Annotated in this window: 13 protein-coding genes; 8 read left to right on the top strand and 5 right to left on the bottom strand. The window is 40.4% G+C overall.

Annotated elements, in window-relative coordinates; genetic code table 11:
* Positions 1-54: 54 nt before the first annotated feature.
* Together rplI and gloB are read right to left on the bottom strand one after the other, a co-directional pair.
* Positions 55-513: a 50S ribosomal protein L9 gene (rplI, locus tag CDG76_RS28205; RefSeq protein WP_094352304.1), complete on the bottom strand. Its 459-nt coding sequence runs from the start codon at positions 511-513 to the stop codon at positions 55-57.
* A gap of 325 nt (positions 514-838) precedes the next feature.
* Entirely contained in the window at positions 839-1612 is a 774-nt protein-coding gene (gloB, locus tag CDG76_RS28200) for a hydroxyacylglutathione hydrolase (RefSeq protein ID WP_094352170.1), read from the bottom strand.
* Positions 1613-2040: 428 nt separating this feature from the next.
* Between gloB and CDG76_RS28195 the strand changes: the two genes are divergently transcribed.
* The 8 genes from CDG76_RS28195 to CDG76_RS28160 all read left to right on the top strand — a co-directional run bounded on the left by CDG76_RS28195 (position 2041) and on the right by CDG76_RS28160 (position 12507).
* Positions 2041-3405, top strand: coding sequence for a glycosyltransferase (locus tag CDG76_RS28195; protein ID WP_094352169.1), 1365 nt, complete (start codon positions 2041-2043; stop codon positions 3403-3405).
* 64 nt (positions 3406-3469) lie between these two features.
* Complete coding sequence (locus tag CDG76_RS28190) at positions 3470-4837, top strand: glycosyltransferase (protein WP_094352168.1); 1368 nt, start codon at positions 3470-3472, stop codon at positions 4835-4837.
* A 133-nt stretch (positions 4838-4970) separates the two neighbouring features.
* A complete protein-coding gene (locus tag CDG76_RS28185; protein ID WP_223265426.1) occupies positions 4971-6134 on the top strand; it encodes a glycosyltransferase family 4 protein in 1164 nt (387 codons plus the stop codon).
* 41 nt (positions 6135-6175) lie between these two features.
* Positions 6176-8416: an ATP-binding cassette domain-containing protein gene (locus CDG76_RS28180; protein ID WP_094352167.1), complete on the top strand. Its 2241-nt coding sequence runs from the start codon at positions 6176-6178 to the stop codon at positions 8414-8416.
* Positions 8417-8624: 208 nt separating this feature from the next.
* Complete coding sequence (locus CDG76_RS28175) at positions 8625-9584, top strand: glycosyltransferase family 10 domain-containing protein (RefSeq protein ID WP_094352166.1); 960 nt, start codon at positions 8625-8627, stop codon at positions 9582-9584.
* A gap of 3 nt (positions 9585-9587) precedes the next feature.
* The gene (locus CDG76_RS28170; RefSeq protein ID WP_094352165.1) at positions 9588-10568 is read left to right on the top strand and encodes an Npun_R2821/Npun_R2822 family protein; all 981 of its coding nucleotides are present in this window, start codon (positions 9588-9590) and stop codon (positions 10566-10568) included.
* 3 nt (positions 10569-10571) lie between these two features.
* Positions 10572-11462 carry an Npun_R2821/Npun_R2822 family protein gene (locus tag CDG76_RS28165; protein WP_094352164.1) on the top strand — a complete coding sequence of 297 codons (891 nt, stop codon included), beginning with the start codon at positions 10572-10574 and terminating at the stop codon, positions 11460-11462.
* A 16-nt stretch (positions 11463-11478) separates the two neighbouring features.
* Complete coding sequence (locus tag CDG76_RS28160) at positions 11479-12507, top strand: Npun_R2821/Npun_R2822 family protein (protein ID WP_094352163.1); 1029 nt, start codon at positions 11479-11481, stop codon at positions 12505-12507.
* 58 nt (positions 12508-12565) lie between these two features.
* On the opposite strand, the gene CDG76_RS28155 is transcribed toward CDG76_RS28160, so the two are convergent.
* The 3 genes from CDG76_RS28155 to CDG76_RS28145 form a co-directional block, all read right to left on the bottom strand.
* The gene (locus CDG76_RS28155) at positions 12566-12940 is read right to left on the bottom strand and encodes a hypothetical protein (protein ID WP_094352162.1); all 375 of its coding nucleotides are present in this window, start codon (positions 12938-12940) and stop codon (positions 12566-12568) included.
* 29 nt (positions 12941-12969) lie between these two features.
* The gene (locus CDG76_RS28150) at positions 12970-14694 is read right to left on the bottom strand and encodes an ABC1 kinase family protein (protein WP_094352161.1); all 1725 of its coding nucleotides are present in this window, start codon (positions 14692-14694) and stop codon (positions 12970-12972) included.
* A 501-nt stretch (positions 14695-15195) separates the two neighbouring features.
* Positions 15196-17838, bottom strand: coding sequence for a M1 family metallopeptidase (locus CDG76_RS28145; RefSeq protein WP_094352160.1), 2643 nt, complete (start codon positions 17836-17838; stop codon positions 15196-15198).
* Positions 17839-18904 lie beyond the last annotated feature (1066 nt).

Below are 18904 nucleotides of genomic sequence, written 5' to 3'. Positions count from 1 at the left end.
TCCCTCATCCTCATCCCTACCTACATCTTTGCGTCCCTTTGTCCCTCTCCTGAGTTAGCTAGCGACTACTTGAATATCGACTTGCGCCGCTACTTCCGAATGCAGCTTGATTTCGGCTTGATAAGTACCAAGGTGGTTAATATCGGGGATGGTAATTCCACGCCGATCGATTTCTTGACCGGTGGCTGCCTTAATTGCATCTACAACATCTTGGGTGGTGATAGTACCGAAAATTGCTTCGTTTTCACCAACTGGCTTGGCAATTGTCAAACTGCCAACTTTTTCTAAAGATTCTTTTTGCTCAAGAGCTTGTTGTCTGAGTTCTAATTGCCGTTGACGCTCTTGCTCGCGACGACGCTCTACTTGCTTGAGAATACCAGGAGTGGCATTGGTTGCCAATTTCTGGGGAATCAGATAGTTACGAGCGTAGCCAGGAGCTACTTCCACTAAGTCGCCAGATTTTCCCAGCTTGCTGATATCCTGATTTAAAACTAACTGCACGCGTTTCGCCATCGTTTTTCGTTTTTCCTGTAAAATCTGATTAATTTGGGTGGGTTTGAGCAGCATAGCTCACTAAAACAGTGCTGTTAGCTGTAGCGGGGCGTTGAGCCAGTGCTGTTAGCTGTAGCAGGGCGTTGAGCTAGTGCTGAGTAAAGAGTCCTGAATAACTAGTGTTTTTTCAGAACTTAGAACTCCTGAAATGAGTATATTGTCCCAAGTAGCTTTGCCCATACCCTAAAGCTTACAGATCCTAGCGAAAGGAAGGGTGCGATCGCAACTATTAGCGCTAGAAAGTTGGGGGAGCAGGGGAGAATAATCAATGCCCCATGCCCAATACCTAAAAGTTATTTTTCATTTCCCGTATCCGCGCAAAGGTTTGCACTCCATCGCTACCTTTAACGGTTGATTGTAATGATGGTTGATCCCAACGTAAAAAGGGATTGGTTCGCTTCTCCATTCCCAGCAGCGAGGGTATAGTAGCTTCTCCTCGACTACGATAAGTTTTCACTTCATTGAAGCGTCTTTGTAAGTCGGCATTGTCACCATCCACAGTGAGGGCAAATTGCAGATTTCCTAAAGTGTATTCGTGGGCACACCAGATACGTGTATCATCTGGTAAAGAGCGCAGTTTGCTTAAAGAATCAACCATTTGAGTTGGTGTTCCTTCAAACAAACGACCGCAACCGCCAGAAAATAAGGTATCGCCGCAAAATAAATCGCCTGTCTCACCAGCTTTTTCGGGGGGAAAGTAGTAAGCGATGTGAGCGCGGGTATGTCCGGGAACAAAAATAACTTCAGCTATGCGATCTGCAAACTGGACGCGATCGCCTTGTTGCAAAAACACCTGCTGTCCGGGAATTCGCCCGCGATCTTCGACGCCACCGTAGACTGTTAGTTGCGGGAAGTGTTCTATTAATTGCTGATTGCCACCTACATGGTCATTGTGGTGGTGTGTGTTGAAAATCGCTACCAACTCAACTTTTAACTGTGCAAGTTGCTTTAGTACTGGTTCAGCCTCTGCTGGATCTACAACCGCAGCAATTTGTTGCTGGCGATCCACCAGCAAAAATATGTAGTTATCCGAGAGTGCCTCAAGCCTGATTACTTGCATTAATATCTCCCTTTCAAGATAAGTACTTTGGAATTTATCAGCAATCTTAAATATCTCAGTGAGAAAAGGTTGAGAAAGTCCATAAATACTATGATAGTACACAACCGTAATAATACTTAAAAATATGATAAGTAACTATAAATTATGATTTGGGTATATCAGTAAAATTTCTCTGGGAGGAAGTGTAAAAGCTAAGTTAGATTTATTCTGTTCTTTTTGTCCTAAATTGTCTTTTTTACTCAAAAACACCAAATCAGTCATCGAAAATTTTTTATTTGTACATACTAACTATTAATACGGATAATACGGAATCTTATAGATTCACTTTGGGTTATTTATAAAAGATAGATGTTAATAACGATTAAATAGAGCAATCAATCGTGGTAAAAAAAGATGAGTTTTCCAATTTTTTCTTTGCAGGTTCATAAATGAAGCTAATCCATACAACTAGCTGGTATTTTCCTGATACATCAGCCGGTGCTGAAGTATACTTAGATTCATTACTGCATGGCTTACAAGCACATGGACTAGAAAGTATTGTTGCTGCTCCTAAACAAGGTACAGAAGAAGATAGCTACGAATACAATGGCATCTCAGTTTATCGTTATCCTGTTTTTCCTAACCCCAGTAAGATAGAGGTACACAAGCAGCTACCCCACGGCGGCTTTAAAAATTTTGCTAATTGGCTAGAAAACAATCGAGCCGATGTATACCATCAACATTCATGGCGATTTGACTGCGGTTTACATCATCTGGCTCTCGCCCGCCAGTTAGGGATGGCTACTGTAGTTACTGTACACATACCTGAGCCTATATGTCTGCGTGGTACGATGATGCGCTGGGGTGAAGAACCTTGCAATGGGCTGATTGACTCTGTTAATTGTAGTCAATGTTTGGGAGTAGCAAAGCAAGTATCGCCTTGGATGCTCAAGGCTTTTAGTCAAGTTCCCTTGGATGTTGGCATAGCGGCAGAAACAAAATTACTTACCTCTAAAAGTTTCAAGCTACGCCTGCTTGGTAAAACTCTTGGTATTCCTACCCTCGTGTCTCAACATAGACGCAATTTGATGCAACTAGCAAAACTAGCCGATCGCATTGTTGTAACGAGTAATTGGCAATACAATGCTTTTGTTGCAAACAATGTTCCTCCCGAAAAACTTACTGTCTCTCGACAAGGTGTTGCTAACACTTTCAAACGTGAAATAACACCAAATAAACTACAAAACTCTACATTAAAAATCGGCTTTTTGGGTCGCTGGCAAGAAACTAAAGGGGTACAAGTTTTAGTAGAAGCCGTACATAGTCTACCGAATGATGTACCTGTAGAGTTAATTCTTCATGCTACTCATCCGGGAAAATACGGTGCTGCCAATCGGGAAAAAGTTATGGCGATCGCTGCTCGTGATAGCCGGATTCGGATTGCTGAACCACTTTCACGCGAAGCAGTACCAGAGGCATTAGCAGGTTTCGATATACTAGCAATACCATCGCAGTGGTTAGAAACTGGCCCCATAGTTGCCTTAGAAGCACAAGCTATGGGCATTCCCGTACTAGGTTCAAATTTAGGAGGGATTGCTGAGTTAGTTCGTCATGGGATTGATGGTTGGTTGGTTCCAGCCAAAGATGTCCAAGCATGGGCTGAAGCGATCGCAACTTTAGCCAAAGACGCCGATTTACTAGCTAAATTACGTCAAGGTATCCAGCCTGTGCGGACAATGGACACTGTCGCTTCAGAGATGGTAGGACTTTACAAGGAAATTTTAGCAATCAATAAAAAACATTTTTCCTATTGATTAACTGAATACTGCCTATCAGGAAAGCAATTTTCCAAAATTATTTGATTTCACAAGGATTTTTATGAAAGTAATCCAAGCAATTACTCGTTATTTTCCACAGTCATACGGTGGCACTGAGGTATATGTAGACAATTTGGCACAAGGGCTGCAATTGCATAAAATAGAAAGCGTCGTTGCAGCCGCTGAGGTCGGAAGACAGGAAGTTACCTCTTACGATTACAACGGTGTAGAGGTTTATCGCTATCCAGTATTTCCCTCCCCTACCGATGCCCAGTTTCACCAAAAAGAGCTACCAGGGGGGTTTAACTATTTTTCCCGGTGGCTAAAAGCGCACAAAGCAGATTTATACCACCAACACTCTTGGCATTGGCACTGCGGGCTGCACCATCTCGCGCTCGCCAAAAAGATAGGAATGCCCACAGTGTTGACAGTTCATATGCCTGATATTATATGTCTGCGCGGTACGCTGATGCTAAACGGGCTTTCGCCTTGTGAAGGGCTGAAAAGCGAGGTTGGCTGCGGATATTGCTATGGCGTTCCCGAAAAAGTGCCAGAGTGGGCAGTCCGGGCATTGAGTCAAATTCCTCTGTCTGTAGCTACAGCAGCCAAGAACAAATTGCTAAAGTCACCGACTGTTCAGTTGCACCAGATGGGCAGAGCGCTGGGCTTACCTTCTTTGGCGAAGTATCACCTAACTAAACTGCGACAGATGGAGCATCTGATCGACCAGATTGTGACACCGTGTCAGTGGAGTTACGATGCTTTGATAGTCAGCGGCTTGTCAAAAGAAAAATTAGTTCTCTGTCGGCAAGGTGTATCTAGTTCCTACCCACAAATAAAAACACAGACAAAACGCCAAGAAGGTGTTTTAAGGATTGGCTTTTTAGGGAGGTGGCACACGACGAAGGGAGTGGAAATCTTGGTAAAAGCAGTGCAAGGCTTGCCGACTAATCTACCTGTAGAATTGGTGATTCATGGCATACTTCAGGAAAATACAGGCAGAGACATTCGAGACAGGGTTTTGGAAATCGCTGCTCGTGACAGCCGGATTCGCATTGCCGAGCCTCTTTCACGCTCTTCAGTCCCAGAGGCACTGGCGAGTTTCGATCTATTAGCAGTACCATCGCAATGGTTAGAAACCGGACCTTTAGTAGTTCTTGAAGCCCAAGCTGTTGGTACTCCTGTAATCGGTTCAAATTTAGGAGGAATTGCTGAATTAGTTCGTCACGGAGTTGATGGTTGGTTAGTCCCAGCCAAAGATGTACAAGCATGGACTGATGCGATCGCAACTTTAGCCAAAGACGCCGATTTACTAGCTAAATTACGTCAAGGTATCCAGCCAGTACGTACAATGGATACTGTTGCTTCCGAGATGTCGGCACTTTACCATGAAATCTTAAAAATTCCCCAGAAAAATTTTGTATCTTGATGGATTGACAACTAATTTCTTTAGTATTTCTTTAGTTGCTCCGACTCCTACAAAACAAATTAAATTAATATTTGCAGATTTAGCAACAGCTGACAAATCCTGGGAAAATTAAATAAAAATAAGTATAAAAATAGTGAGAAAATTTTCTAAAATATCCTTGTTGGTTTCAGATTTATCAAGTGCAGCGATTATGCGTGCATACTTGATAGCAAAAGCTCTCAATCAGTTAGGATATGAAGTTGAAATTATGGGTTTTTTATTTGGAAATAACTTCTATTTAAATTTACCATCCGAATTCAAAGTTTATAACTTACCAGGCAAAGACTTTCCAGAGTTTTTTGGAGAAATCCAAAAGTTTTTACCAAAAATAAATGGCGATATAATTTATGCTATCAAACCACAAATCGCAAGTTTTGGAGTTGGACTATTAAGGAAAATATTCACTAGAAAGCCATTAATTTTAGACATAGATGATTGGGAACTCAGCTGGCATGGCGGTGATAACTGGCATTATCATCCTACACCCAAAGAATTAGCTAGGGACTTATTGAAACCACAGGGCGCACTCAAAAATCCTCATCATACTTTATATGTGAAATGGATGGAAGGTTTGGTAAGTCACGCTGATGCTGTGACAGTGCATACTAAATTTTTGCAGCAGCGTTTTGGTGGTACATTTGTTCCGAATGGCAAAGATGTTTCCTTATTCGATCCCGCTCAATATGATGCTGAGTCCAGTAGGAATCGTTATGGTTTATCTGAATATCGGATTTTAATGTTTCCGGGTGCGCCAAGACCTTATAAAGGTTTAGAAGATGTTCTCATCGCGCTCGATAAACTTAATCAACCAGACTTGAGACTAGTAATTGTAGGTGGTAGTCCTTATGATGATTATGATAAACAACTTCAACAAAAGTGGGGACGTTGGATTATCAAATTACCCAAGTATCCAGCCGACGTTATGCCTGATTTGGTAGCAGCTGCTCACATTGTAGTTGTTCCCCAGCGAGATACTCCAGAAACTCGCGCTCAATTTCCCTTGAAGTTGACAGATGGGATGGCAATGGCTAAACCTGTATTATCAACCCGTGTTGGAGATATTCCCCAAATTTTAGGTGATACTGGTTATTTAGTCGAGCCTGGTTGTCCTGAGCAAATTGCTGAACAAATTCAATTGATTTTTCAGAATTTAGAGTCAGCAAGCCAGAAAGGTATCAAGGCAAGAGAAAGATGTGTGGAACACTATAGCATAGAGGCTATGGCTTCTACGCTCAAGTCAGTAATTGCTCAGTTGTGAATAATATTAAAAATTAAGTTAAATTTGCATAAAAATACCCAATGTCTACCAGAAAACTAATACTAAAATTTGCCAAACCCTATCCAGGTTTAATTATCCTAACAATGCTGTTGGGATTTTCTGGTGCTTTATTTAATGGTGTCGGTGTGACTTTGATTGTGCCAGTAATTTTGAGAATTGTCGGACAACCAATAGATTTAACTGGTTTTCCTCCGATTCTCAAAGCTGTGATGTTCCCATTTGATAATCTTCCCGAAAATTATCGTAATTTGGGAATGGCTGGAACAATTATATTTATAATTTTCTTAAAAAACTTATCTAGTTATTGTAGTATTTTGGCATCGAGTGTTTTCACTCGGAGATTAAATGCGGACATTCGCGAAGCTAGCTTAGAGTTATTGCTAGATATTGATATAGATTATTATTCAAAAATGAAAGTAGGCGATATTATTAATCGCCTTGGTTCTGAAACTGCCCGGACTTCAAGTGCTATCGGGACTATCATCAATTTAATTATTTTAATAATTACAATTTTAGTTTTCATTGGCTTATTATTAGCAATTTCTTGGCAGCTAACAATCGCAGCAACAATTTTGTTGGGTTTTATAACATTAATCAATCAATACACAATTAGTAGAGCGAAAAAATTTGGTCAACAACTATCAGAAATGTCTACATCTTATTCCATCAGTGTTTTAGAAACATTGAATGGAATTCGTTTGGTAAAGTCAACCGCTAATGAAGACAGAGAATATCAAAAGATTACCAAATTAATCCGCGATCGCGAGAAAGCAGATTTTCAATCTCAGGTAAACTCACAAGCGATCGGGCCGATAAGTGAGGTAATGGGAGTAGTAGCCTTACTTCTAATTGTATTCTTGAGTAAAACTTTCTTTGCCAACCAAGTTTCTTTTATTTCTACAGTACTACTGACATATTTATTAGTATTGCTGCGACTGCTGCCTTTGGTATCTCAGTTAAATAGTCTTCGTAGTAGCTTTGCTAATAGTGCTACTAGCGTAGAAATAGTAACTGAGTTTTTAAGTCGCGATCGCAAGCCGTTTATGAAAAACGGTAATATTATATACACGGAATTAAAAGAAGGAATACGTTTTAATTCACTTTCCTTTGCCTACCCTAGTCATGAAAAGTTAGTCCTGAAAGATGTAAGTTTATTTTTACCCCGTGCTACAACTCTCGCTTTAGTAGGGGGTTCTGGTGCAGGTAAGTCAACCTTGGCTGACCTCTTACCCAGATTTTACGATCCCATCTCTGGCAGTATCTCTATCGATGGCACAGACCTGCGTGATTTTGATATCAAATCTCTCAGAACACACATGGGAATTGTCAGTCAAGATACATTCCTCTTTAATGACTCGGTGCGAAATAACATTGCTTATGGAAGACCTGAAGCTACAGAAGATGAAATTATCTCAGCAGCCAAACGAGCAAATGCTTATGAATTTATTGATAAATTACCTCAAGGATTCGACAGCCAAATTGGCGATCGCGGCGTCATGTTGTCTGGTGGACAAAGGCAAAGATTAGCGATCGCTCGCGCCCTCCTGCAAAATCCAGAAATTTTGATTTTAGATGAAGCCACCAGCGCTTTAGATACCGTTTCCGAACGCTTAGTACAAGCTGCACTCGACGATCTGAGTCGCGATCGCACAACCCTTGTAATTGCTCACCGCCTTTCCACAGTCCAAAAAGCCGATCAAATTGCCGTTTTAGATCAAGGACAGGTGGTAGAAGTGGGAACCCATGAAACACTTTTACAAAAAGGTGGTTACTACTCACGCCTCTACTCAATGCAATTTGCCGATCAGACTGAAGTTTCCACCAAAACTAATCCTAGCTTTAACCGCATTTCTCACGAACTGCGTACAAGGCTTAACTCAATGATTGGTTTCCTGGGATTATTAGTTGACGATCTAGTAGACAATTCCCAAGAGCAGCAGGAATTAATTGACCAATCATACAACTCAGCTTTAAGAGTTCTTAACGCCATCGATCTATTCAGCGATGTAGTTAACCTGAAAATTAACTGGCAGTTATCGTCAGATATAGACCAAAATCAAGATGAACATAAGCAGTATCAAAACTTTAGTCATATCTCGGATGAGTTTCGCACGCGTCTCTATCCTCTGATTAGCTCTCTGCGCTTGCTAGCCGATAAATTAGAATCCGAACCCCAAAAACAAAATCTATTAATTGCAGAATCTTATCAATCTGCTATTTACCTATTAGATATATTAAAAGTTTTTGAGAATAGAATTTAATTTTAGTTAATTTAATAAACAAAAGTACCTATACCACAATGTTGAAAAACCTATCATCACCAAAAAAATGATAAATTCTTCAAAGAAAAATCAATATATTTTTTACGCCGGAGAGCTATCATTAAAGCCGGACACAGCACACGAAATTCATGATGTTCTTGGTAACGGTACAAAAATTAACTGAAAAATAACCGAATAAATACGATTTATGACTATTAAAACTGTTGGCATGATTAGCAGCTATTCAGGTCTGGCTAAAAACAAAGATTGGCTATGGCAACAAACTCCGCACTACTTTGGTGTTTGGAAGAATATGCAAATGTTGAAAATGGTGCAAAAGCCAGATTTTATGTTGCTATATCAATTTGATTTTCCCCAAGCATCGCCGCAAAAATCTTGGTTAGATAGTTTTCGCAAACAGCAGCAAAAACCAGTAGTAAATGTTGAATCTCTACTGCGTGGTGTCAACAAAGAGCGAATTATTTATTTGCTCAGAGAACCGCCTTTAGATGAGGTTGTAAAAATAACTAATCATAATTATCAAGAAGCCCAGAACTATTGCGGCTACGTTTCTGGCCCCGATGATTTTGCTCCCATTCCTGACTATATGCCTGCTATTTGGTATCACTCAAATTCATTTCAAGATTTAAATGAAATGCCACCGCCCCCAAAAGTTGCCCCATGTAGTTGGATTACTTCAGGAATTAGCCGCACAGCCAACCATCGCCAGCGTTTAGATTTTTTACAATCTTTACAATCTAGTGAGATGAAATTTGATTTGTATGGGCGTAATTTACCAGAATGGGCGAACAGTTCGGGAGAACTAGGTAATAAATGGTATGGCATGGCACCATACTATTACAATTTGGCAATTGAAAACTATGCTGATAATAATTGGTATGTGAGTGAGAAACTTTGGGATAGTTTACTTGCTTGGTGTTTACCAATTTACTATGGTGGCCCGGCTGCTGATAAATTATTGCCACCGGGTAGTTTTTTGCGGTTGCCCAGTTTAGATGAAAAAGGCATTGCCTACATCCAAGAAGTGACAGCAACACCTGATGCTTGGTATGCTGCCAAAGATGCGATCGCAGAAGCACGTCAAATCATTTTACACAAATTAAACCTGCTTAACTGGTTATCAAACTTTGTCGATCAACACTCATAAATTATGAATGGTATTTGTACCCTTGGCAATGATTATGTTTTCGATCAACTGGTGGCTTTGCTCAACAGTATTGATGTTATCTTAGGCCCAGAAACTCCTGTTTGTATCTATCCTTTCGACGATCGGACACAACGGATTGCTGATGAAATAGCTAAACGCCCTAATGTATTTCTTTACGATGATCAAGAATCAATCAACCGCTGGGATCAATTTATGCTGGCAGCAGCCCCAGAACGATTGAATCGGAGTAAATCCCGTCTTTATGGCGCTCACCGTCGTTTTTGCGCTTTTGATGGGCCATTCGAGAAATTTATCTATTTAGATGCAGACACCTTGGTGATGAACTCACTTGCAGCAGTGTTTGAAAAGCTAGAGAGTTATGATTTTGTTGTCTACGATTTCCAATTTACAGACGTTAGTAAAATATATAATGTTAATTCTCCGAAATTACTAAAAGTTTTTGAGCAAAAACGCATTGATTCCGAAATATTTTGCTCAGGCTTTTATGGTGCAAAACAAGGGCTATTTGACTCCGAAAAAAGAGATTGGCTAATATCACATTTACAAAATGGTGAGTCAGAAATTTTGTATGGCGGTGCTGGCGAACAACCATTAATCAACTACATGGTAATGAGGTCTAATCTTTCTATTTATAACTTTGCTCGCCAATTGCCAGATAATCAGAAAACCGGATGTTCTGCTAGTTCTAAACACTTCGAGGAACGTGAACATCTTCTTTACGATCGCGGTAATCGACTAACTTATCTCCATTACATTGGGATTCCTCCTAATATCAATCAAGCAGTCTGTGCGGGAGAAAATATTCAGTTTCCATATCGAGAGTTATTTCTCTATTATCGTTACTTACACGAACCAGAAAAGCGTCCAGTTTTTAATACTCCTCCGAAAAATTATAATGACGCTCCAGCACCAAATTTACTTACCAGGGCTTTGCAAAAACTTAAGTTAATTAACCAAGGATAATTTATGAGTAGGGGCATTTATATAGTTGCCAATGACCGCGTTATCGATAATGCTATTGCTTTACTCAATAGCATTCGTTACTATGACCCAGAAGTTACCATTTATCTCATACCTTTTAATGACAATTACCACAAGGTAGCAGAACAGCTTGCTACCTTACACAACGTCCAAATTTTCCCAGATTTAGAACTTATTGATACCTTTACCAAACGCATCGGAGAAATTTTTGACCGAGATTTCCTCGCCTTACCCAACAAAATGCGTAAACTAGTGGCATGGTTTGGGCCTTTAGATGAATTTATTTATATTGATACGGATATTGTCGTTTTTGAAAAAATTGCCGACAATTTGGACAAACTTTCAGAAGTCGATTTCTTCTGCTGTGATTACCATCATGCTAATGAAAAGCTGCGAAATATTTTTTCCCCATTTGTGAAAGATCAGCAAATTTTTTCCGATGCCCAACTTCAAGATGTTTTCAACAGCGGTTTTTGGGCTTCGAGAAAAGGAGTGATTACCGAACAACAAATGGATGAAGCTTTGCGCGAGTGTGCAGCACATCGCGAATATTTCGATTTTTCTGAAGGAGTTACAGACCAACCAATTTTAAATTATCTTGTTCTCAAACTAATTTCTAAACGTGGAAATCTCGTCAAAATTCCTGGGGGAGGGCCTGGTAGTTGGGCAGGGTCGCAAAATTTCCAACAGCAAGATTACGCCCTCTATGACCGAGGACAACGACTAAAATATCTCCACTGGGCTGGTACGCGGATGAAAACTGGTAGTCCCTATTGGCAATTGTGGGAACATTATCGCTATCTCCATGAGGGTAAATTTGCCTTCATTCCCAAACTGACTCGCCGTTTATTTCCCTTTGTTTCTGCCCGAACTTAATATTAGGAGTATCCCAATGATTGATGGTATTTACACCTTAGCGAATGATGTTGTCTATGACCAACTAGTTGCTTTGCTCAACAGCATAGAAGCTAATGCTGGTAGAGAAATTCCTGTTTGTGTAATTCCATATAATGACCAGCTAGAGAAAGTAAAGGCAGAAATTGCATCTAGAGATAATGTTACTTTATTTGAAAATTCTGATTCTATAGCCTACTGGGAGGACTTTGGCTCTCGTATCTGGAAAGCTCACCCAAGGGCGTTAAAGCTATGGCGAGAATATGGTTTGCCAGATAATTATCGCATAGAAAGACATAGAAAACTTTGCTGTCTAGATGGCCCATTTGACAAGTTTATCTTCTTTGATGGAGATACCTTATTGATGAAATCACTCGATGATGTTTATCAAAAGTTGGATGAATATGATTGGATTACGAATGACTTTCAATATAGATCCGATTTGAATTATATTTTCAACTGGACAGAAGATAAGCTTGGTGAGATTTTTCCGATAGAAGATATTAGGAATCAAATTTTTTGTTCTGGTTGGTTTGCTTCTAAAAAAGGTGTTTTTGACGATGCTAAGTTAGCAAATCTACTAGCAAACTTAGAAGCAGGTGAAGCTGATGCACTGGCATGGGCAGATTCCGATCAAACAGTTCTCAACTATTTAGTTTTACGTAGTGGAATTTCTTACTACAATTACGCCTATCACGGTAAAGCGACTGGTTGCCATTGGACTTCTAAATTTGATGTTGTAGATAATATTCTTTACGACCAAGGGCAGAAATTGACATACTTACACTATATGAGTGTATCTTCTTCAGCTTTTACGAGGCTTTGTGGGGGTGAAGATGTTGATATTGCTTACCGCGATGTATTCTTACATTATCGCTATTTAAAATCACCTGAAAAACGTCCTCAAAGCTTTAAGCGCCCAAGCAAGCTAAAACTTATGCAAAAGTCCACTAGTAGCTTTATTCAGCAAAGAATAAACAATATTAAGCTAAAGTATCGCAACTTCAAGCATAGAATTGCTCAATAAAAATTAAAGAGAGTCTGAAACTCTCTTTAATTTTAAATTATTAATTTCCTACTCTTTTCTAAGAAAAAGAATCTAAATCTAAAGATTGCATACCTTCACGTTCTATAAAAGTCATCATACTTCCCAACTGCAACCAAACTAGCAAACAAGTAAACAGACTAATTGGTAGACCGACTCCTAAAGCCAAGGATGACGGAAAGCCAAATATCTCTAAACCTGAAGACATAAATAGACAAGTACCGCCTGTTATGCCGATAAATGGTATAAGTAATTGTTTCAGTGAGGAACGTGGCTGAGTATTTTCTGCTCGTTCACTTGGCCAGTTCTGCACAATTACTTTCAAAGTGCCAGATAATGCCAAACCAGATGTTAATGCTATCAAAAAGCCAACAAGTAGGAGAAAGTAAGGCGGTTGCTCAGGAAAATAATACATGAAAACTCCTAATTTATATTAAAGATTTTTTACTTTTTATTTGTTGACTGGTTCTCAGCAAAAGACCCAAGTAATGTCGCTTTTGGCAAGATAGCGGCTGCCCCTTCTCTGGATAACTCTGTTAAAATACCGATCGCTACATTTAATAAACGATCCGGTTTTAAGTCATCTTTAACCAGGTTCCACAGCCTTTGGACATCTTCAGTGTGCAGGCGATCATCTTCGGTGAGAGCAAGCACCAACTGTCGCCGAAGAAACTTGCCTTCTTCCGACATTAAGTATTGGAACCCCATCTGCGCTGTGGGCAATACATCAAAGTTGTTATCACTACGAGCGATCGCAATTAAATTCTCTAACCGCTGCCACTGAAATTTACCATCTTTGAATAACACATTCAATAATCGTCGTCGTAATTCCGGCGATTCTCCTGTCAGCAACCGCCGCGCTATATAGGGATAACCCACTTCAACAATTTTGAAATCGGGGTTAAGGCTAAGGGCAATACCTTCTTGGGTAACTAGAGAACGAATAATCAAAGCAAACTTGGCCGGAACTCGGAAAGGATATTCGTACATCAGTTCCGAAAATTCATCGGTAATAGTTTTGAAGTTAAAATCCTTGACATTTTTACCAATAGCGTTTCCTAGCACCGCTTCTAATGCTGGCACTATCGGGCAAATATTCGTATCTGGAGTCAGAAACCCTAATTTTACAAAGTCTTCGGCTAAGTCGGTATAGTCTTTATTCACCAAATGCACTAGTGCATCGACCAGCGTTTCTTTGGTGCTTTCTTCCAACTGATCCATCATGCCGAAGTCAATATAAGCCATACGACCATCGGCTACAGCAAACAAATTGCCAGGATGAGGGTCAGCATGGAAGAAGCCATATTCTAAAAGCTGTTGCAATCCTGATGTAACACCAATTTGGATGATCGTTTCTGGGTCTACACCTGCTTCGCGGATGCGTTGAGTATCCGTTAGCTTGAAGCCGTCAATCCATTCCAGGGTTAGAACGTGGGTATTGGTATAACGCCAATAAATGCCTGGAACTTTTACTTGTAGGTCGTTGCGGAAATTGCTAGCAAATTTTTCGGCGTTGCGGCCTTCATTAATATAGTCAATTTCTTCAAATAACTTCGTGCCAAACTCGTCCACAATTAAAGTTAGGTCGTGACCGAGATTTAAAGGCAACCAAGGAGCTAGCCAACCGGCTGCCCAACGCATCAGATATAAGTCGCGTGTAATTACCGGGTGTAAGTTGGGGCGTTGCACCTTTACGGCGACTTCTTCACCGCTGACCAGACGACCCCGGTACACTTGACCCAAGCTAGCAGCAGCTACTGGGTGAGGTGACAGTTCGCTAAAGCTTTCGCTAATAGGACGGCCTAGTTCACTTTCGATAATCTGGTAAGCGATCGCATTATCGAAAGGTGGTAACTGGTCTTGTAACTTTATCAGTTCTTCTAAGAAATCTTTGCGTATCAGGTCAGGCCTAGTGGAGAGGGCTTGACCAACTTTAATAAAAGTCGGGCCGAGGCGGGTGAGCAGTTCTCGCAACTGGATAGCTCGTTTACCCTTGTTCTGCTCAACTTTATCTTGCCACTCGTCCCACTTCAGACCGAATATAAATCCTGCAAAGGAGGAGATAATTCTCAGCACTCGCCCCCAGGCTAGCCAAGGACGGTAACTATAGTAGCGAGCGATCGCATCTGGATTATAGAGTTTTAGTTGAGCAGGTTGATACTGACCCACGCCTTTTTTTGCCTCTTCAACTGAAAAATTTACAATGATTGTTTTTCTCCTGACCTACAAGTTAGTTGTAAGTTGCAGGATAGCGGTAGTCTTCTATCTAAAACAACTAGAACTCTACCCTTTGGGGATAGTGTTCGACGCGATTTTAGCATCCGTTACTGCCTAGATTTGTTTATCTTTTTCTTAATTATACTTTATAAAACTACAACTACTTATCCAACTTTTAGATGATTTTATCTTTTCTTAACTTTAATTTATATAAATATAAATATGTATCTATATATGCAAATTGAAACTCAGTAACCGCTTACAACATAAAGATCCCCGGCTTCTAACATAAGTCGGGGATCTTGATACTATGTTTATTTATACCTGTGATTTAAGTGGAAAATAAAATATTTTATGTGTCCACAATAAAATTACAGTATCAACTAAAACCTTGGTAATTGTTAATAGCTTTGCCACAATTACCAATTACCTGCTTTTAATTGTCATGTAGTGCTATTTAGATTTGGCCTCCAAGTTTTCTAAACGGCTTCTCAATTCCTGATTTTGTTGTTTGAGTTGATCGAAATCTTCACGCAATTGACGCAGGGTTTTTTCTGAACCAATGTTTTTTTGCACCTTGGAAATTTCTTCTTCAGCAGAGCGACGTACACGCCCATCAGCTGTTTGTTCAGCTAACGATCGCAAAATCCCCACTGCTTTGGGTGTTTCCATTTGTCCTAATGCTGCTGCTACCGACACTTGCGTTAAAAAGAAGCTTTCTTTGGCTAGTTCTGTTAATTTTTCTAAAATCCGTTCCAAATTAGCCGGACTTTGACCAACAGAAATCTTTCCTAAAGCGCGAATTGTGGCTAAACGTAGGGGTTGTGGTACACCGAGTTTGGTGTATTCGATTAGCAGATTTAAAGCTGCTTCCGAAGTTTTGAATTCAGCTAAACCGGCGATCGCCCCACTCCGCACGACTTCATTCCAACCCGCCTTTTCTTCTAAAACGCCTTTTAGCAGCTTTAATACCTTGTCTTCCTTGGGTTTTTCTTCCAAGTTTGATGAGGCGATCGCCCCGATAACACGAGCAGCTGCTGCTTCCACGTAATAACTGGCATCTCCCTTTTGCACTAACCCTCTCACAACTTTATAGCTTTCAGCAGTTTTGAATTGAGTAAGTGCTTCCACTACAGCTCGTCGCACATAAGCATTTTTATCTTTTAACCCAGGAATTAAGCCATCAAAGGCTTGATCTAAATTGATTTGGGCTAGTTGTTTCGCCACTTCCACCCGCACACCCCACAATGGGTCATTTTTTAGTGATGCAGACAGTGCAATGATTGCTTCTAACCCACCTTTTTTCGCCAAAGCTGCTGCTGCATAACTACGCGAAATCGGGTCGGGATCGAATTCTAACTGTACTTTTAACTCCGCGATTGGATATTCTAAAGTTACTGTTTTTAGGTAATTATTTCCAACATCAAAGCTAATAAATTGGGGCTTATTTTCTAGGGGAAAGTAGAAGCTTTGTTCGCGTTCATTCACCCGGACGGTGAAAGTTTTGAGTTGTGAGTTAGGAGTTATCAGTTTGGAATTATTTTTAACTCCTAATTCCTCACTCCTCACTTCTTCCTGTTGGGTATAGCCAAAACCAATAGGTATTTTTAAATCAAACAAATCCTTACTGCCATTTTTACCTTCATCAGCTTGGGTTTGAGTGACTGTAATTTTTGCTAAATTAGCATCTCCATCCCAAGAGTAACCTACTTTAAAATCGGGATGACCACCACGATAAACGTATTGGTCAAACAGGAACAAAAGATTACGTCCGGTTGCCTTTTCGATCGCCCTGAGTAAGTCTACTGTTTCTACAGTTTTGTGGGCATTATCTTGGACAAATGTTTGAATTGCCTGCCAAAACAACTCATCTCCCAATTGGGCCCGAATCATGTGATATACACAAGATCCTTTTTCGTAGATGTGGCGATCGTAAAGTTCAATAGCTTCTCGGTAAACGTGCGTTACCATTGGACGGCGATAACGACTGCTATCTTCACTTAAGTAACGACGAGCTTCCAATAAACGATAGTAAGCTGCTTCTTCTAGACTATATTCTTGTTCTGTCCACATCACCTCAGAGTAAGAAGCCATCCCTTCTTTAATCCAAGCATGAGACCAATGCTTAATCACCACCAAATCACCAAACCACTGGTGCGCGAGTTCGTGGACAACTAAACTTTCAGTGTTGCGGTTATCTAAGGCGGCGCGTTCATCCAGCAAACATCTGTCTGTTAACAGTGTTGTGGAAGTGTTTTCCATGCCGCCAAAGATGAAGTCATCGACGCAAACTTGGGCGTATTTCGGAAAAGGGTATGGATAACCATATTTTTGGCTCAAAAATTCGATCATCCTGGGAGTTTTGTCCATGCTGCGTTTAGCATCTTCCTCCCGTCCCTTTTCTACATAGTAGGTGACAGCTTTACCCTTCCAGTCATCTCTAATTTCAGCAAAATCACCTACTGCTAAAGTCATCAAGTAGGTAGGATGAACTTGTTGCTGTAACCAATGATAGACTTTGTAATCACCATCTTCTGTGGTGTCAACTAATTCGCCGTTGGAAATTGCTACAAGAGGATTGGGAACGCGGACGCGAATTTCCGAAGTAGATAGTTGTCCTGGATAGTCAAAGCAGGGGAACCAAAAGCGAGAGTCTTCGTCTTCGCCTTGAGTCCAAACTTGAGTAGGCTTGTTTGGGTAGTGCTTATCTGGTTGAATAAAATAAATACCGCGTTGCGGTTTTGCCACCGAATAGGCGATCGCAATCAGCAAGCGTTGACCAATCTGGGTTGCTTCAGAAAGTTGAATAGAAAGCTGTTCCCCGTCATAGTCAAAATTTTGTGGTACTTCGTCCACCTGCACAGACTCGATATTTAGGTTGACAGCATCCAAAGTCAAACGATCAATACCATTACGGATTGGCAAGAGGCGAATGCTACAACTGCCCTGATAGCTTTGCTTGGGGATATCCAAGCTGAGATCGAGAAAAATATGCTCTACCTGTCCGGGGCGATCGGGGTTGTAGTGTGGTCTTGCTCCCGGTAACTCAAAAGGTTTGTGTCCGTTATTCTCTGTATCAAAATAAGACTGCGACATTGATGCTTACTGACCTTGTAATCCTGAAAAGTCTGGCTTGGTTGGATGTAGTTAAGTAAAATAGCGGTGTTTGATGTATTTACCAAATCAACAGGGCATTATGGAGGTGAGAACTCTCCTTTGGGATTGGGGATTGAAATTAATCTCATCCGAACTTCCGAAGATTGGCTACCGATCCTGGGATTTTTTCCATATCCCTGCCGCATTTACTTTTGGTGATGTTCTGCACTTTTTTGGCATTGAGTCAAGAGTCTCTTGCACCTCAATAGATTCTCATTAAGTACAAATACTCCTAATTATTTTTATAACTTTAGGATAGCTTGCTGCTGAACACGCTATTTTGTTTAAAATGAACAACATATCATTTGCAGATTCGCTCCTCATCTGGTTGAAGTATTTTTGAGAGTAATTTTAGACCGCTAATTTGTAGGATTACTAATTTTATCAGTAAATACCAACTGGAGTTGAAACTAAATGCAGGATACCAGTTGTGTGAGAGTACAATAACAGATTTCTGTCTCCGTAAAAACTCCCATACTGGCGAGTGCCCGTAAACGTCGATTCAGAGGGAACGCTTGTAGATTGACGTTGCGCTTGTTAAATCCTCTTCACTTCTTTAACAAATCGGCGTAGGCGTAGCCCGTCGCAGACATCGCTAGCTTGTTTGCTGTATAGATGGACTGCGAGATCCAAGTGCTATAGCAATCTGAAATCATGCGTAAACAATGAGATTCTCAACTTCATAAGAGTTGTCGGGAATCTTACCCTTGCAATTTTTACAAATCAGATAGGATTGCTATGTATTTAATTTGCAGAAACACCATTTGTGGTGAAAAATCACTTTTAAGTTGGATTGTTTGCTAATTGAGACATCACGTTTAACAGAGAATTTTTATGATTAATATCCCATCAAAGATGTCAAAAGCAATAATTTTCTGCAAGTGGGAGGTAGACGTGCAGCTTGCCAATGAGTGTGCGGCTGAATCCTTTTGTCATGGGTTAGTCTAACGATGGATTAGCGGAAATTATTATAAATCCGAAAACTCTACAGTGACACTTGTATAAA

Origin of the sequence: Nostoc sp. 'Peltigera membranacea cyanobiont' 210A (assembly GCF_002246015.1) — a bacterium.
Lineage (GTDB): Bacteria > Cyanobacteriota > Cyanobacteriia > Cyanobacteriales > Nostocaceae > Nostoc.
Note: the sequence above shows the minus strand (reverse complement) of the source record. Positions and strands in the feature narration are given on the sequence as shown.

Excerpts from the sequence above, each read along its gene's own strand:
- CDG76_RS28165 (WP_094352164.1), top strand. The coding sequence starts at position 10,572 with ATGAGTAGGGGCATTTATATAGTTGCCAATGACCGCGTTATCGATAAT.
- CDG76_RS28170 (WP_094352165.1), top strand. The coding sequence starts at position 9,588 with ATGAATGGTATTTGTACCCTTGGCAATGATTATGTTTTCGATCAACTG.
- CDG76_RS28180 (WP_094352167.1), top strand. The coding sequence starts at position 6,176 with ATGTCTACCAGAAAACTAATACTAAAATTTGCCAAACCCTATCCAGGT.
- CDG76_RS28145 (WP_094352160.1), bottom strand. The coding sequence starts at position 17,838 with ATGTCGCAGTCTTATTTTGATACAGAGAATAACGGACACAAACCTTTT.
- CDG76_RS28195 (WP_094352169.1), top strand. The coding sequence starts at position 2,041 with ATGAAGCTAATCCATACAACTAGCTGGTATTTTCCTGATACATCAGCC.
- CDG76_RS28175 (WP_094352166.1), top strand. The coding sequence starts at position 8,625 with ATGACTATTAAAACTGTTGGCATGATTAGCAGCTATTCAGGTCTGGCT.
- CDG76_RS28155 (WP_094352162.1), bottom strand. The coding sequence starts at position 12,940 with ATGTATTATTTTCCTGAGCAACCGCCTTACTTTCTCCTACTTGTTGGC.
- gloB (WP_094352170.1), bottom strand. The coding sequence starts at position 1,612 with ATGCAAGTAATCAGGCTTGAGGCACTCTCGGATAACTACATATTTTTG.
- CDG76_RS28190 (WP_094352168.1), top strand. The coding sequence starts at position 3,470 with ATGAAAGTAATCCAAGCAATTACTCGTTATTTTCCACAGTCATACGGT.
- rplI (WP_094352304.1), bottom strand. The coding sequence starts at position 513 with ATGGCGAAACGCGTGCAGTTAGTTTTAAATCAGGATATCAGCAAGCTG.
- CDG76_RS28160 (WP_094352163.1), top strand. The coding sequence starts at position 11,479 with ATGATTGATGGTATTTACACCTTAGCGAATGATGTTGTCTATGACCAA.